10 protein-coding genes are annotated in these 15,803 nt (G+C 66.1%); 6 read left to right on the top strand and 4 right to left on the bottom strand.

The genetic code is table 11. The features are described from left to right. The 5 genes from C1I95_RS05950 to C1I95_RS36200 form a co-directional block, all read left to right on the top strand. Positions 1-318, top strand: a 318-nt coding sequence (locus C1I95_RS05950; RefSeq protein WP_146605645.1) for an HAD family hydrolase, incomplete at its 5' end; no start/stop codon positions are given. A 338-nt stretch (positions 319-656) separates the two neighbouring features. Then, entirely contained in the window at positions 657-1,049 is a 393-nt protein-coding gene (locus tag C1I95_RS05955) for a hypothetical protein (RefSeq protein WP_146605646.1), read from the top strand. A gap of 17 nt (positions 1,050-1,066) precedes the next feature. Beyond that, a complete protein-coding gene (locus C1I95_RS05960; RefSeq protein ID WP_111212751.1) occupies positions 1,067-1,537 on the top strand; it encodes a hypothetical protein in 471 nt (156 codons plus the stop codon). Positions 1,538-1,708: 171 nt separating this feature from the next. Continuing rightward, positions 1,709-1,942: a hypothetical protein gene (locus C1I95_RS36195; protein WP_233513384.1), complete on the top strand. Its 234-nt coding sequence runs from the start codon at positions 1,709-1,711 to the stop codon at positions 1,940-1,942. Beyond that, positions 1,939-2,502 (top strand): helix-turn-helix domain-containing protein, encoded by a 564-nt coding sequence (locus tag C1I95_RS36200; protein WP_233513385.1) that lies wholly within the window; start codon positions 1,939-1,941, stop codon positions 2,500-2,502. The genes C1I95_RS36195 and C1I95_RS36200 overlap by 4 nt, the downstream gene beginning before the upstream one ends. Before the next feature lie 136 nt (positions 2,503-2,638). On the opposite strand, the gene C1I95_RS34735 is transcribed toward C1I95_RS36200, so the two are convergent. The 4 genes from C1I95_RS34735 to C1I95_RS05980 all read right to left on the bottom strand — a co-directional run bounded on the left by C1I95_RS34735 (position 2,639) and on the right by C1I95_RS05980 (position 14,369). Continuing rightward, positions 2,639-3,106: a hypothetical protein gene (locus tag C1I95_RS34735; RefSeq protein ID WP_146605647.1), complete on the bottom strand. Its 468-nt coding sequence runs from the start codon at positions 3,104-3,106 to the stop codon at positions 2,639-2,641. Between the two features lie 4 nt (positions 3,107-3,110). Continuing rightward, positions 3,111-10,007: a polymorphic toxin-type HINT domain-containing protein gene (locus tag C1I95_RS05970; RefSeq protein WP_111212752.1), complete on the bottom strand. Its 6,897-nt coding sequence runs from the start codon at positions 10,005-10,007 to the stop codon at positions 3,111-3,113. A gap of 799 nt (positions 10,008-10,806) precedes the next feature. Further along, entirely contained in the window at positions 10,807-13,110 is a 2,304-nt protein-coding gene (locus C1I95_RS05975) for a DUF4365 domain-containing protein (RefSeq protein WP_111212753.1), read from the bottom strand. A 266-nt stretch (positions 13,111-13,376) separates the two neighbouring features. Further along, a complete protein-coding gene (locus C1I95_RS05980) occupies positions 13,377-14,369 on the bottom strand; it encodes a hypothetical protein (protein ID WP_111212754.1) in 993 nt (330 codons plus the stop codon). A 209-nt stretch (positions 14,370-14,578) separates the two neighbouring features. Between C1I95_RS05980 and C1I95_RS05985 the strand changes: the two genes are divergently transcribed. Continuing rightward, a complete protein-coding gene (locus C1I95_RS05985) occupies positions 14,579-15,199 on the top strand; it encodes a hypothetical protein (RefSeq protein WP_146605648.1) in 621 nt (206 codons plus the stop codon). The last annotated feature ends 604 nt before the right edge of the window (positions 15,200-15,803 follow it).

Raw genomic sequence — 15,803 nt, forward strand, 5'->3', positions numbered from 1 at the left:
ACCCACAACAGCGCTTCCTGGCGCTGCCGGAGGTCCCGGTATCCCCGCTTCGAGGGCCGCATCTTCAGCGCCACGGAGGTCGCCCACGGCAAGCCCGCCCCCGACCTGTTCCTGCACGCAGCGGTGGCGATGGGTGTCCCGCCCGTGGCGTGCGTCGTGGTCGAGGACAGCCACTACGGAGTCCAAGCGGCCCGCGCCGCCGGGATGCGCTGCTTCGGCTATGCGAACGGATTGACTCCCGCGCATCGGCTGGAAGGCCCGGGCACGGTGGTCTTCGACGACATGCGCAAACTCCCGGCTCTGCTGGACGCAGCCTGACCACGCGCGATGGCCACAGCATCAACCGCAGCACGGACGGCGGAGCCTTGGCACTCATGAACGATGGCACGACCGTCGAATAATCACGTCGATTGGCCGTATCGCCGGCCCCTGGCCAGAGCCGACGAGCCTTCGCGGGCCGAGTGCGACCGCGTCGGTGGTCGGCGACCTGGTTGAGGCATTCCTGACCAGGAACCTGCGCAAGATCACGTATACGCTCATCGGCACGACCGGGCGGTGGTCAGGTCACGCGCCGTGAGGTTGAGTCGGGCGCGGTCAGCGGCCAGAAGCCGATGGCATGAGGCACCACTGTTTCCCTCTCGGCGGAGGAGGTTGTTATGGAGTCGGGCCAGCCGCCCCAGGCTGCGATGGAGGCGGCGACGGCGGACCTGCTCCATCTAGGCTTCCTGGACATCCGGATCCTCACTGCGCCACTGCTGGAAGCCCATCCGGCGGACGCACTGGACCGACGTCGTGAGCGCGCCAACATGATCGCCGACATCTGCCACCAGCTTCCAGGACTCCTCGCGCCGCAACGACGCGATCAACTCGCCGACGGGCTGCGATACCTATGGCAAACGGCGAGCGCGACCAAGCGCCAGTGGCTGCGGTCCCGCTGGGACCACCTGAACTACGACCACCGCTGGCTGACCGAGGCCGTAACTGAACAGCCCAGCCCGGACGAGAACTACCGCAACTGTGGACCGCCGGCCCCACTGGTTGAACCCTGACCCCTTGGCCTCGGACGGTGGCGAGCTACCTGCGGATGCGGATGCTGAGCGGGCATCTCCGGCATCCGTGCAAGGATCATCCGGTGGTCATGGAGCCGGTCCCCAGCTACGAGGACCTGATCTGGTTGTTCGAGGCGGAGCCGGTCTATCGGTACGCGGACGACGAGCGTGAGGCCGGCTACCAGTTCGACTGGCGAGAGCTGTGGCCGTACACGGCAGTTACGTTCCGAACCACCCGAGCTGGTTACGACGTAGAGATGTACATCGAGCCGGGATACGAGGTCGTTCGGCTACGGTTGCGTACCGCCTCTGACGGAGTCGAGTTGCTCGACCTGGATCTGCGTGCCGTTCAGGGTGTCGGAGTCGAACGGATCCATGGTCGCGAGCTGCTACGGGTCGATTTCCCGGACGACTCGCCGGCTTCCACCCTGTGGCTACGGATGAAGCCCGACGTCGCGCTGCACTGGTCGTATGGCCCGGCAGGTTGACGTGGCTGCGCGGAGAGCGGCAAATCTGTAGTGGTCAAGATCGTTAGAATTGTCCGCACACAGCCTGTCGGGGCCGCCTGGTGGTCAACGGTCCGGTGCCCGTAATTCTTCTATCAGCGCCACGATTGAACGTTGGACGTGTAACCCGTCGTTTCTGAGCACGTTTCGGGCATGCTGTTCCTCTCGCTGTCGTGTGGGAGGTGGTGCCGGGTGGGCCGACGCCCGGAAGTGTTCGTGCGGGCGCTGTCGATGCCGGAGGGTCAGCGGCTGCAGCGGATCACGCGGACTGCGAAGGATCCGGTGAAGCTGCGCCGGGCGATCGTCGTGCTGATGTCCGCCCAGGGCCAGCCGCAGCGGACATCGCGCACCTGGTCAAGGCCGGCGACGGCTATGTACGCGGCGTGATCCACGCGTTCAACGACAGGGGGTTCGACGCACTGAACCCAAAATGGAGAGGGGGCACACCGCACAGGATCAGTGAGCAGACCCGTGACTGGATCTGCGTGATCGCCCGGTGTGACCCCCGATTCCTCAGCCGACCCTTCTCCTGCTGGAGCCTGTCGAAGCTCCGTGACTACCTGATCGAGACCGGCCGGGTCACCACTGCACACGCATGGCAATTATTCATGGTCGGCACCGGCCATCCATCAGAACCGACCTTGCAGGCCGGTCCCCGTGTTGTGCACGAGGACCGACGTGTCAAGACGGCCCGGCTACGCCGGGCCGCGCGCACGCGCTACAGCCGTTCCGGCCCGCGCGCACGCGCCCAACAACAGCGGGCCGACCGACCAAAAGGCCGAAACAACCTTCCGACGGGCCGTAACGATCCCTTTGCGATGCGACCATCGCGGATGGTTCCGGGGATCGACGCCGCACCGCTGCGCGGCATGCCCCCGCTAATCTGGTCTCACGTTCGACCCACCCGAACCATCCGTCGATTCGCCTGGATGTCATCCTCTCGTTGACGGCAACCGTGACGGCAACGTGAGGCGACAGACGCGCATTCGGACAGCCGGCAATTAACGCATGTAACTGCTGACCCTGCGTCAGATGATCGTCAGTTCCGTTCCCAGCGTCACCCTATGACCGGCCTGAGCGGCTTTAATCAGCCACCGAACGGCCATAGTAAAGCAACATTTCCTCACGCACCGGTCCGCCCTTAGGAATCCGATACCACCACCCTTCGCGATCTGGCTTCACTCTCCCATCAATCCGTTCTGCATAGCCCTCCGGGTCAGGCTCGGTAAAGTTCATGAACCGTTGGTCCAGCTCCGCGACAGCCCGCTCGATGCGCGGCCTCATATCGAAACTAAGTTGAGCAAATCCTTGCGCTATCAGGTCTCGAATGACGAGCGCGGCGACGTAGTCGTGAGCTCCCCAAATCGAGCGATCGTCCAAGGGCGCAAGCAAATCGGATTCAAGCTTCGACAGGTGCTCTCGCCACGCTCCTACCAGGTCAACTAGACCAATGCCTCTGCCGGGCGAGGCAGACACAACAGTTTCATTGAGCCGCAAAATATCGGCTTCACTAAGGCGCTCGCGAAGCCACTTGGCTGTATCTTCGCCCATCAGCTCACCTGCCCGAGAAGTATGCCGTACTCTTCCACGGCATGTCGTAGTTGATGATGACCCTAACGCCGTTGTGCTCAAACTTGGCAGCGTTCTGCTTATCAACCTGAACCGGGCCAGCGTTCCTCAACGCATCCTCGATTTGGCTGCGGCCAGGTCGACCCATCGCCGGGTTTCCGCCGCCCGTATGGCCATAAACGAACTCGGTCATCTCGTCTAGAGAATAGTCCGAACCGTGGAAATCAGCATCGCCGGGAGTCTTCTTCCCGAAAGGCACCCCACAGAACGGTCCTGTGTTGTGCACGAGCACCGGCGTGTTGCCAGCCATCACATAGTACGTGTGGAAGTCTTCGACCGTGAGGTTGTAGGCGAGCGAGCGCCAGGAGGACTTCGAGGTGCCTTCAGTGACCTGTACGGGTTCTCCAGCGGGGTTGGCTAGCTGGTCGCCCGGTTGGAGCATGTCGGCGCGCAGCCATTGGCGATTTGTTTCACTCCAGAAGGGGTGGTCGTCAGTGGTTGCGACGGTGGCCCCTTCCACCATAAGGGCTCGGAGGTCGTCCTCGTGAATCCAAACGTGGCTGACTTTGCGTTCGCCGCTTCTGCCAGCCTCTGGGTCTGCGGATTGAATCTTGTCGCCAACCTTGAGTTCGCTGATGGCTTTGGTTGTTCCGTCCGCCATCAAGACCCTGGTGTCGGCGCTGAAGCTGCATGCGGCCCTCGCCCCGTCAATGGCGTTGTCGGCGCCACGTAGCAACTTGTAAACGCCCTTCAGGAGTCTACCCCCAATAAGGGATGCTCCTGTCCAAGCGCAACCCGACGCGCTACCTTGGGCGCAGTCTCGCAAGTCGGCATATCCGTTGACTTGCGCGATGAATTCAGCTCCTGCTTCGACTCCACCGGGATCAGACGCTGCGCATGCCTTCGGGTTGTTGTAGCACCAGACCCTGGAGAATATTTTGCTCTGTTCGAATGCCGGAAGATCCTCGAAGTAGGTCTTGAACTCGCGGAATGCAAGCCAGTTAGGTGTCAATAGATTAGCGACGCCGTTTTCTCCACCGAGGGTGGAGTTTCCAATATCTACCCTCTTTCCGCCACCGCCACCGCCACCGCCGTTGCCGCCGCCGCCGTTGCCGTTGCCGTTGCCGCCGCCGTTGCCGTTGCCGCCGCCGTTGCCGTTGCCGCCGCCGTTCGTGGGGTTTCTGGGTGCGGTCCGTTTGCAATCGCTGTCTTCGCATGGGATGAAGCCGGTGGGGTCAGCGAAGGTGGTGGCGTTGTTTTTGGCGTAGCTGTAGGCGTTCCACTGTTGCGGGTCGGTGAGGTCTTGGATGGGGTCGACGCTGATGAAGCGGCCGAGGGTGGGGTCGTATTCGCGGGCGCCGAGGTGGGTGAGGCCGGTGTGATCGCGGGTGCCGCCGACGAAGCCGCGGGTGCCGAGGAAGATGCTTGGAGGAGTGGCGCGGTCTTCGCCGTATGGCAGGAGCCGCTGGCGGTTCGTGGTCAGGTTGTCGGCGTTGATCTGGACCTGTTCGGTGCCGTGGTGGTCTCCGCCGCTCCAGACGAGGCCGGTGTGGGTACGGACGGCGATGGTGCGGCCGGCGGCGGTGTAGTAGCGCGTGCCGTCGGTTTGGGTGGCGCCAGCGGCAAGGGTGAGTTCGGTGGCGCCCAGGTAGAGGGTGGTTTTGTCAGGGTCGCGGCTGATCAGCCTGTTGCCCTCGCTGTCGTAGATGTAGGTGGTTTCGTCGGTGCCTTCGGCGATGGTGTCGAGCCGGCCTTCGGCGTCCCATGCCAGTTGCTGCGCCACGCCGCTTTCGGTATGCCGGGTGAGGGTGTTCCCGCCGGAGTCGTAGGCGAAGGAGCGGGTGGCCGTGGCGGCAAGAGGGCCGGTTGCGGCGACGCTGGTGAGGGCGTGAGGTTTGCTGACGCCGGAGGCGGGATGGGTGTAGGTCCAGACGGTGTTACCTGCGGGGTTGTGGTCGGTCTGCTTGGTGCGGTTCCCGACCGCGTCGAATTCCCAGGAACGCCAGTAGGGGTCGATGCTGCCGCCCCTCTGGGGGGACTGGTCGCAGGCTGTGGCGGATGGAGTGCTGCCGGTCCAGGCGTTGGTGAGTTGGCGTAGGGGGTCGTAGCGGAAGCATTCGACCTGGTCGGCGGTGCCGTTGGTGCTGCCAAGGAGGGAGGTGATGTTGCCGATGGCGTCGTAGCGGTAGGCGGTCGCGTATTTGGCGGTGAAGGTGCCGGGGCTGTTTTCCAGGTCGATGCTGGTGGCGTCGAGTCGGCCGGTCTGCTGGTCGAGGGTGTTGGTCAGTCGTACCCGCTTGCCGCTGGAACCGAGAAGGAGTTGGTGGGTGGGGCCGTATGCGTAATAGCTGGTGGCGGCGACGTAGGTGGCCAGGCCGGTGACGGTGGTGGGGTAGCCGTTGTTGTCGAAGCTGTAAGTGATGGTCTCGGCGGGTAGCCCTCCTGCAGCTGCTTGGCTGCTGCTGGTGAGGTGTCCGGCCTTGTCGTAGGTGAGGGTGCTGGTGTAGGTGCCGGCGAGTGCTCCTTCGGCTGCGGGGATGGTGACGGCGGTGCCGCTGGGTTGGTAGTCGTCGGTGTAGCCGGTCACGGCGGTGGTGTAGTTGCCGCCCACGTCGTGGCGGGTGGAGGAGGTCAGCTGTCCCTTGGCGATGCTGTCGTAGACGTAGCTCGCGAGTTTGGTGCCGGTGCCGACATCGCCGGCCCAGCGGGCGATGGCGCGGGATTTGCCGTCGTATTGGGCGGAGACTTTTTGTCCGCGTCCGTCGATGGTGTAGGCGAGTCTGCCGGCGGCGTCGTAGTGGGTGGTGGTGGTGCCGGAGTCTGGGTCGGTTTTCTGGGTGAGGCGGCCGGCGAGGTCGTAGGTGTTGGTCCAGGTGTTGCCGGCAGGGTCTACGGCTTTGGTGAGTTGGTTGAGGAGGTCGTGGGTGTAGGTGGTGCTCTGGACGGTGTTCGGGTTGGTGGTCGAGGTGTACTGGTCGAGGCGGGTGACGTTGCCTCGGACGTCGGTGTGGCTGACGGTTTTGGTGCCACCGGTCGGGGGGACGACCGTGATGCGGTCGCCGTGGTAGGTGGTGGCCGTTTGCCGCCACGCCGCACCGAGCTTCTTGTCCACTTCCGTTGTGGTCCGGTTCAGGTGGTCGTAGCTGGTCTCGCGGATGGCGGGGACGGTGGCCAGGTTGGGGTTCACGAGCCCGGCCCCTGCTGCGGAGCTGTTGTGGAAGGGGGCGGTGGTGGCCGCGACGTTGCCGCGGGTGTCGTAGGTGGTGGCGGTAACGATGCGTCCGCCGTTCGGGCCGGGTTGCTGCGCTTCTCGGCTGCGGGCGAGGCCATCGAGGTATTGGAACGAGGTTAGGTAGACGGGGCTGCCGCTGTGGGATTGAAGTGTCTCGGTCTTCGTGCGTGCTGGGGCGGTCGGTTGTCCGATGCCGCTGGAGGTGATCTGGTAGCCGAATCGCAGCGACGGCACCGCGGAGGACTTGGCCTGCCCTGGCAGGTAAACCTCTGCCAGCCGGCCGAGCGGGTCATAGACCAAGTCGGTGACCTTGCCGTTCAGATCGGTGATCTTCGAGGGTTGACCGGTGTGCCGGTCGATCACAGTGGTTGCGGTGTGGTTGAAGCCGCCGCCGGCGGTACTGGTGATCCCGTTGTCAGGCCAGTTGATCGCTGGACTGTAGTTGGTAGTGGTGGTCAGTCCCGCAGGGCCGGTCGTGGTGCGGATCCGGCCGGTGTTGTCGTAGGTGCTGCGTCCGCTGGAGGTGTAGCTGGTCGGGCTGGTGTAGGTGCGGACCTCGGCGACGTTGCCGTCGAACGGGGCCTGGGCGCCTTCGGCCGTGTAGGTGTCGTAGAAGGTGACCGCACGGGACAGCAGCGTCCCGGACCCGCAGGTGTCGCCGGACCAGGTCTCGACCCGCTCCGGGAAGCTGATCATGTAGTAGGAGTTCGGGGCGTCCTGCTGCGCGTACGTGTAGGAGGTGCAGGTGTTATCCGCGACTCCTACCTGGTTGTACTGATGGAGCCGGATAGGCAGCCCGTAGGTCGACTCGTAGACGATCTTCTTTTCGCTGTGCCGCCAGCTGCCGTCGTCGAGTTTGACGCGGGTGTTCTCCAGGCCGGTACGGACTTGGCGGGGGTTGGCGTAGCCGGGGCCGTTGTAGCTGCCTTGGATGATGTGGTCGTAGCGGGTGCTGGCGACCTCGGTGTAGGTGGCGTTGGCCGGATTCGCGTTGTAGGCGGTCATCCGGTACTGCCGGGTTTGCAGGGTCCGGCCGGCGCGGGCGTAGTGGTCGTCGTAGGTGTTGCCGTCGTAGTCGGTGACGGTGGTTTGTTTGATGCCGCCGCCGCTGCCGGGGTCGTAGATGTCGTGGTACATGCCGCGGAAGAAGTTCGACATCCACACCGTGTACTTCGACGGGTCCGTACCGGAGCCCTGCAGCACCCGGACCCGGTTGTAGCCGGCGAAGATGCTCCACGTCTCCTCAGCGTCCGGCACGAGCGGGTTGTTCGGGTTCTTCCAGGCCGGATTTCCGACCGTGTAGTCGTACTGGGTGACCTGGTCCGGTGAGCCGCCGACCTGGTCTTTTACCACGACCTTCTTGACCAGGTATTTGTGGAAGATGCCGAAGCCGGGGTCCGCGCCGGGTGGTGAGTGGAAGATCGGGTAGCAGTCCTCGGTGTTGACGTCCCAGTTGCCTACCTTGCCGTTGTGCCAACTGGTGAACCCGGACTGGTTCGAGCCGCCCTGCGGGCACGGTTTCTGCGTGCCGTACGTGACCTCCGTCCGACCACCGAAGCCGTTGCGGACCACCAGCAGGCGTGGCATGCGCATGGCGGACACGCCGAGGCCGGTCTCGTTGTAGTCGACGCGGCCGTCACGGAAGTTCGGCTGGACACCGTCGACGTAGTCGAAGTCCACCGGCGGCATGTCGATCTTGTTCGCGTCCGCACCAATCAGGCCGATCGGCCGCACGTAGTCCAGCACGAACGTCCGCTCGGTCAGACCCGTCGGGTTCGACACCTTGTACCGCAACTGCACCCGGCTGATGTTGTTCCACGCCGCGGTGCCGGAGTTCCACTGGTACGACGTCACCCGGTCCAGGATCTTGCTGGTGAAGAACGACTGGGTGTAGTTCCCGCACGAGGACGACCCGCACAACAGGTCGCCTGGCACGTCAGGGTAGGAGTTCGGGTTCGACGACAGCGACGGGCACGCTGTCGGCGTGTTGTTGAACGGGTCGTCCTCGGCGGTGCGTTCCACGCACCGGTTCTCCCACCCGAAGACCACCTTGCCGACCGGTACCGCGCCCGTCTCGGTGACGTTCTTCGCGTACTCGATCTCCGACAGGTACCCGCCCCGGTCGTACTCCAGGATCGAACCGCTCAACGCCCGCTTGTAGTGGTTCGTCTCCCGCGTCCAGTGCAGATACGTTTCGTTCTCATTGGCGTCACGAACCCGGTCCAGGTTCCACCGCCACGGATCCCGACACGACCCCGGATACGAGCTGTAACACGGCTCCCCCGGCTCATCGCCGAGGAACGACATCTTCCACACCGAGTCCCGCACGAACCCGAACCGGTACTCCGTGCCGTCCTGCGTCCACACCTTCCAATAGCCGTCGTCCTCGGCCCCACCGGCAAGGAACTCCACCCGCCACCCGAGATCGTCGACCGGCTTCCACACCCCCGCGGTGGTCTTCACGATCTGCGTCGACTGCCCCTGCAACGAGATCGTGATGTGCGAGGCGGTCACGTCGTTGGTGGCCGCCTCACCGTCCTCACCGTCCGGGGACTCCCAACACATCTCCGTCTTGTGCGTCCGACACGGCTTGTACGTCCGCTCGACGTACCCCGGGGAGTACGACCAGCCCAAGCCCACCGGACCAGACTGGTTGTTCGTGCCGTGCGTCATCCCATCCACGGCAGAGGAGCTGTACGACAACTGCAGGCCCAGCGTCTGCCCGTACGGCAGCGGCGGCTCCGGCAACGGATACGTGTAGGAGAACGAGCCCGCGCTCTCCCCCACCTGCCACGACCCGGACGGCTTCAAATCCGACGCCGTGTACGAGCCGGTCGACCCACCCGACGCCGATGACGCCAGCGCGTACACCCCGGTCGACTCGACCGTCGACTCCGGCGCGAAACCCTCGAACACACCAGTCCGGCGTCCGGCCTCGGTCGGGTCGCCACCGACGTCCACCACCGCCGTCAACGTCTGCGCGTGCGGATCGTTGGTAGCCGACACCCACACCGGATCCGCCGAACACTCCGGCACCTCCGGCGTCGTCGCCGCGCACCCGGGCAGCCGCACCAACGTCAACCGGTCAGCGAACGAACCCCCATACGCCTGCGCGAAATCGGAGTAGTCGACCACAACCTGCACCGCACCCGCCGCCGCCGAACCGTCCGCCCTGGCAAGCGAATACAGGGGGCCCGCGTTGCCCAACGCCACCGACGCCGCCCGGTCAAACGATCGCACCCGCACCGACCCGACCCCGGCAGCCGACAGGCCTCGCGCCGCCACACCCTCACCCGCGGTCGTCTCGCTGGCCGGCTCGACCGTCAGCCCGAACGCTGCCCGGTCTTCGGCGTCGCTCTGAAGGTCGAGAACCGCCTCACCGCCTTCGGGGAACTTCCCGGCGGGCAGGGGGTCCGTCACCGTGACCTCGTCATCCGGATCCGGATCCTGCGCCTGCTGCCGCACCGCCACGCTCGCCACCGACGTGGAATCACCCGGCTCCAACGCCGGTGCCACCGCAACCGCCGGACCTTGCAGCTGCACCACCGGCAACAAGCCCGCCAGCACCGCCACCGCCAGGACTCCGGCCCTGGCCCTCCCTCGGACGCCGAAACGGTCGAAGGCGGTGCCCTCACGGCGGTCAGCAAGCATGACGACACTCCCGGTCGATCAAGAAAAGTGATCGACACGCTAGACACCCCAGAGAGACCGGCACAAGAGCACGACCGGCCGCACGAGGGCACCGTCCACCAGGGACGATCACCCTGCGCACATATCTGGGTGCAAGGCCCGTCGCTGCCGCCGCGCGTTACCGCCACAAAGTTCGCACCAAGCTCACCGCGCCGTCGCCACCCGGCCGACACGCTCACGCAAAGCGATTTTCAGCAATTTTTCAGTTGGTGGAAAGATCACCGCGGTGAGGCTTGCTCCGTCGGGGGATGCCGCCGGCCACGTGTCAGCGGCTGGCAGCCCGGACGGCCTACGGAGGAGGCAGGTCCTGGTGGCCGGGTGCTCCAGCCGAAGCGATGCGCGCGCAAGGCGCCGTGGCTCAACGAACTCCTGGCACCGACCGCGCCTCGACACCCACAGCCTCTACGAGATCCGGGGCTGTTCACCGCCCCGCCTGGGCGAATGGTGTCGGCGGTTGCGGTCTGCGACTTGGAGGTCGAGGCGCGAGGCCGGGCTCAGTCGCTCGACCTCGGCGGGCAACGATCCGTCTTCCCTGGGCGGCCGAACCTGACCGAGGTGCCCGTTGGCCGGCCACAGGGAGGCAATGGGCAGGGCCAGCGGTGGGATCGCGCGGACGGCGGTTCGCGGAGATCGTTTTCGCCGTGGCGCTTCGGCCGCGATGGTTGGTCGGCCAACGAAGCGCCGAGGCAGAGGACGGGCCCTCCGGTAGGGCCACCGGTTGTTGGCGGTCATTGAAACTCCCGGTGTCCGCTGTCACCGATCACGGCTGCGTTGATGGGAGGGCGGCGGGCTCACGGAGTCGACACGGTGCCGGGTTGTTTAGCCTTTCGAGGCGGGCGAGTGTGTGCGGTTCGTGCGCGAAGCGGCTGGCCAGGGTCGTGGCGGCGGCTCTGGTTTGCGGTGTGTTGTCGAAGCGTAGGTGCAGGTCGACCCAGGCGGAAACGGTGCCTGGATAGGTGACGTCGGGTCGCAGATGGCGATATGACGTCCACGCCGCGTCCCACCGGTTCTGGTTGAGCTGGGAGATGATCAACGCCCATGCGTGATCATGATTCGTCGGGTCGTCTTTGAGCGCTGCTCGGCAGCACGCCTCTGCGCCAGCCCAGTCGTTTTGCGTGGCTCTGTGCTCGATGAGCCGGCGATGCAGGGCTCTGCGTTGCTCGGCTGCGAGTTCGCCGGTAGCGAGTAGATCCTTGGCGCACTCGTCGGCGGCGTCGAGGTCGCCCCGAATAGCCAGAATGTTGACCTTCTCCTGGAGAGCTTTCAGTGCCCCGTATCCCGTCCAAATCTCGTCGCACACGGCGAGGGCCTCGTCGTAGCGTCCCGCCTCACGAAGGATCTCGATCAGGATCTCTGCCGCAGCGGGTGACCAGGCAGACCGCAGCAGCGTGACAGCTACGTCGAGGTCACCGCTGCCAGCGGCGTTGCGTGCGGTGTAGACGACGCGGTCGCCGTTGTCGAGATTCGCCAACGCCGCCGCCCGATCGAGGTCTGTTGGGTCGAGTGCGCCCCTGGAGGCAAGCTGGTTCAGGCAGATCCTGGCCGCGAGCGCGGTATCCGCGTTGTCGAGCGCGATACGCCACATGGCGACCGTAGCCGTGGCGGGTTGGCGCGGGTCCGCAGCGAGCGCGCGGATCAGTGGCTCGGCGGGTGTGCCGCGCATGGCGTCGCCGAACCGGACGGCACGAATGCGGTCGTCCAGGGCGATGCTGGCTTGGGCGCCCACGATCGCGACGACGGGGTCGTCTGCTTCTCGGTCGGTTGCCTGGCCGCCGAATGCGGTGGGTGTGGCCAGCTCGATGACCTCCATGAACGCGCCGACGAGCATGCGCTCCTGCACGAGAAGGCGATGGACGGTCTCGCTAGGCCCAGCCCATCGCCGTACGTTGTTGCGGACGGACGTGGCGAGCTCTATCGCCTCCTGCTGGTCACGGAAAGGTAGGGCCGAGGCGCCGCGCAGCAGGCGCTCCATCAGCGCCCTGGCCCGGCCGAGCCTGCCACCGGTGCTGCTGGGTTGCCGTTCGCAGACGCGTTCATAGATGGCCAGCGCCTGGTCGAGGTCGCCCCGGCCTGCGGCGCGCTCGGCGAGGAACAACAGGCAGGTGGGTTCCGCGTCGAGCTCACCGTCGGACCGATCTCGTAGGAGTTTCTCCAGCAGGTCCTCTCTGCCCGATTGATCGGCTTCGAGGGCGCAGACGGCGATGTCCATGAGCAGGTTCGTCCATGCCCGTTGCGGGGCCTGGACCGGACGGAGAAGGCCGGCGGCTCGGCCCTTGTCCCCGACGGTGATGGCCATGATCGCCGCGATGCCGCGCAGCCGCAGCTGGTTGTCCGGGTCCCGTTCGGCCGCCAGCGCGAACGCCTCCATCGCCAGGTCCCGGTGGCCGTGGTCGTTGGCGTACGCCCCGACGGTCGCCAGCCGCGCCACCGTCGCGTGAACCCAACCCCGACTCGCGGCAAGGAGCGGCTCCACGACCGCTCTCGGGTCGTCGCGGCCCCCGCTGAGCATCCGTGCGAGACGCCGTGCGCCCTCGGGGTCGACCAGGTTAAGGGCTGACAGCGTCTCCACCGTGGATGGTGGCAGCAGCGGCAGAACCTCCGCGACAGGATCCGGGTTGGCCGAAGGCGCGGCGAGCGCGATGTCACGCAGGGCGTCACACGATGACGCGTCGAGTACGTTCGCGGACGGTACCTCAATCGACCAGCCGCGGTCGGTCTCGTGCACCGCGTCGGCGGTGATCTGAACCCAGTATCCGACTCGGGTCGCCGGGTCAACGATGACGAGTACCACGGGCATCAGGTGGGCCAGCCAGTACGTGAGGTGCCGAGGCTTTCCGGTAAAGCGCCACCCGTTCCGCGTCCTCCGTCTGAAGAACGTTGGCCCGCATTTGATCTGAACGGCGATGTACCGGCCGGTGGGGTTTGTCAGACCATCAACCTCGACTTGAGCGTCGATACCCTGATCCGCCTCGCGCTGCTCCCGAAACGCCCAGTTCAAATTGGTGAACGCGAGTTGCACCTCGGCAACGCCGAGGCGCTCCATCCCGACGGACGACGTCGTCACCCTTCGACCCCCATCCACCTCGTCGCCAGCCGTGCGCGGCTGGCCCCGCTGTCACCGTTTGCCTCGTCGACTTCGGCCGCCCAGGTCACACGGGCCGACCCCGTCACCGTCTCGGTCACCAGGCCACGGCGTCCATCACCGCCCGTACTTGGAGCCCAGCGCATAGCACCTCCCACGGCACGGACGGAAGCGCCGTAGCTCACGTGCCGGTGGGACCTCCGCCCGAACCATGGCTGGGGCGGCGTTCGTGTGCCCCGTGGGGTGGCTCAGTCGTCGTCTTGGTCGATGTCGGGGTCGAACTGGGTGAGCCATTCCACGTCCCCGTTCGCTTCGGTGGCGACCAGCCCGGCGACGAGCCATATCAGGGCGGGAAGGAACGCGTTGCCGAGCCGGTCGAGGGCCTCGTTGACGGTCACCGTTGGTGCCAGTGGGCTGCCGAGAAGGCCCGCGAGTTGGAATGCCTGATCGGCGGGTTCGTCATCAAGGTTCTGGCGGATCCACCGCACCGCGGGGCCGGCGAGGTCAGTGGTCGCGGTTGCCTTCGCGCTGGTCAGCCAGGTCATCAGGACGGCAGTCAGGGTGGTGGCGGCGAGGCCGGCGGCGTCGGGGTCGTCGGCGTGGTCGAGGGCTTCCCCAAGCCGCCAGGCGGGTTCTTCCATGCCGCTGGTGATGGTCTCGTCGATCAGGTCCCGCAGCCCGTCAGCGGAGAGCTCGACCGTGGCCGCGAGGTCGATATCGTCGGCATCGCCCTGATAGCGGGTCACGGCGTCGGCGTAGGCCCGCACGTCGGCGGCGCTGAACAGGTGCTGGTTCTCCACCGTGACGAGGTAGCCGACCTCCCGCCAGGCATGGATCGGGGCCGGGTCCACCCCCGAGGCCTCGGCGGCCTTCAGCATCTGGTCCACGGCGTCATCGAAGCTCCGCTGACTCAACGGGGTCGGCTCGTCGGCGTCCGGGTCGAAGAACAGCGGATCGTTCGGCCCCGGATCGCGACCGAACTTCTCGCGGAACGCCGCGAACTGCGCCTGGAACCCCTCACGCAACTCCGTGCCCGCCTCGGATCCCGCGTCCCACGTCAACGTGGCAGCGCCGTCCGCGCCGACGGTACGCTGCACGAACTGGGGGTCCCCCATCCGGTTGAGGACCAGACGGGCATGCTGTTCGTGGAACTCTTCCTGCCGGGCCACCTCTTGCCGCTGCTGCAGGCGTGCGCGCTGCTGCGCGGCGCGACGCTGACGAGGTGTGCGCTTCTTCGGCATAACCCGCTCCTCCCGCCACCCCTTTCACAGGCGACCCGGGCATTATCCCTATGCGACAGCCCGACCCGACTCCGCGACACAGGCCCTGTCGGACACGCCTGCCTGTACCTGGCTCGGCAAGCAGATCCGCCCCGTAGACAGCCTCGCCTCCGGTTCCCCACGCACCGGCCCGCTATCGTGCGGATGGACTCGCCACCACAGGAGGACGCGTGCGTCGGATGACCAAGTTCCACGAAGCGGTCGAGCGGCTGCGCCAGGAAGGCCGCCGTCGCGGCCTGGACATCTCGACAGCCACCGCGCAGGACATCCTCGCCGACCTCGTCACCAGCACCGCCGCCACTCTCGGCATCCGCGAAGAGACCTTCGTACGGTCCCACCTTCCGAACGTCGACCTCACCGACCTCGTGGCCCACCTCAAGCAGGCGGACGACGCGCAGAAACGCGAGGTTGCCGACGCCTCCCCTGCGGTGGTCAGCATGGAGGACACCGGCCGGCTCATCGCGTCGCTCGCCCAAGCGGTGCGGTGCGTCAGCCTCAACCACGACCGACTCGCGCAGGGGCACCGCGACAAGTGGGAGGCCGTCGGCGTCCTCGACGACGCCAGCAACTGCCTGACCCTGCTCGGCGAAGCCGTGAGCAATAGCCACACCACAGCACAGGGCACCGCCGTGCTCTGGAACGACGAAAGCGTCGTGTACGCACGACGCGCTCTCACCCAGACCATCACCAACCTCCGCGACGGCGGCTGGACCTTCGCCCACGGACGGCAACTCGACGCCGACGTCGCCACCCGCATGGACGACGACCTGCAGATCCTCCCGCAGAAATGAGCACGCCATGTGCCGGGCAACCCAGCGCACAGGTGCCACCGGTTCACCGAAAGATCAACTGAAGAGTCAGTGGAAGCCAGCTGCGAACCTTTGATCCCGACACTCGCACATCGTCGGCGCGGAAGGGGAAATCAGCTGGAAACCGGCAGAGCGGCCAAGGCGAATACGCTTCGCGTATCCCCGAAGGAAGTGTTGACCACCGCGAAGCCCGCCGACGCGAGGTCCACGGGGACTACCGCGACACCACCCTGCATTGAGGTCTATTCCACGGCGACCGCGCCGACGAGGGGGCCGAGGAAGGCATCGCCCGCTGGTGTTGGTGGCGTCGAGGTGAGGTGCGGACACGAGTGCTCTTTGGTCGGGGCTGCTGTGGACGAGCCGTGGCGTATTGCTTCACGCCACCGCCGCGCAACTGGCATCGGCCCGGCTGCGGCATGCGGCCCGCAGGGTGGGCGTTGGCGATGCTCGCCGAGGCGCGGCGGCGGCTGCGCGCCCAGGCCGTGGAATCCGACGCAGCGGACCGGCTGGGCCGCAACCGGATCGCCCGCGAGATCGAGAGAACCTGCGCGAGACGGCTCAGGCTCTGGTTCCCCACTGGAATGGC

The sequence above is a fragment of the Micromonospora craterilacus genome (genome assembly GCF_003236315.1).
Lineage (GTDB): Bacteria > Actinomycetota > Actinomycetes > Mycobacteriales > Micromonosporaceae > Micromonospora > Micromonospora craterilacus.

Coding starts and splice junctions, on each gene's coding strand:
- C1I95_RS05970 (WP_111212752.1), bottom strand. CDS start 10,007: ATGCTTGCTGACCGCCGTGAGGGCACCGCCTTCGACCGTTTCGGCGTC.
- C1I95_RS05980 (WP_111212754.1), bottom strand. CDS start 14,369: ATGCCGAAGAAGCGCACACCTCGTCAGCGTCGCGCCGCGCAGCAGCGC.
- C1I95_RS05955 (WP_146605646.1), top strand. CDS start 657: ATGGAGTCGGGCCAGCCGCCCCAGGCTGCGATGGAGGCGGCGACGGCG.
- C1I95_RS36195 (WP_233513384.1), top strand. CDS start 1,709: ATGCTGTTCCTCTCGCTGTCGTGTGGGAGGTGGTGCCGGGTGGGCCGA.
- C1I95_RS34735 (WP_146605647.1), bottom strand. CDS start 3,106: ATGGGCGAAGATACAGCCAAGTGGCTTCGCGAGCGCCTTAGTGAAGCC.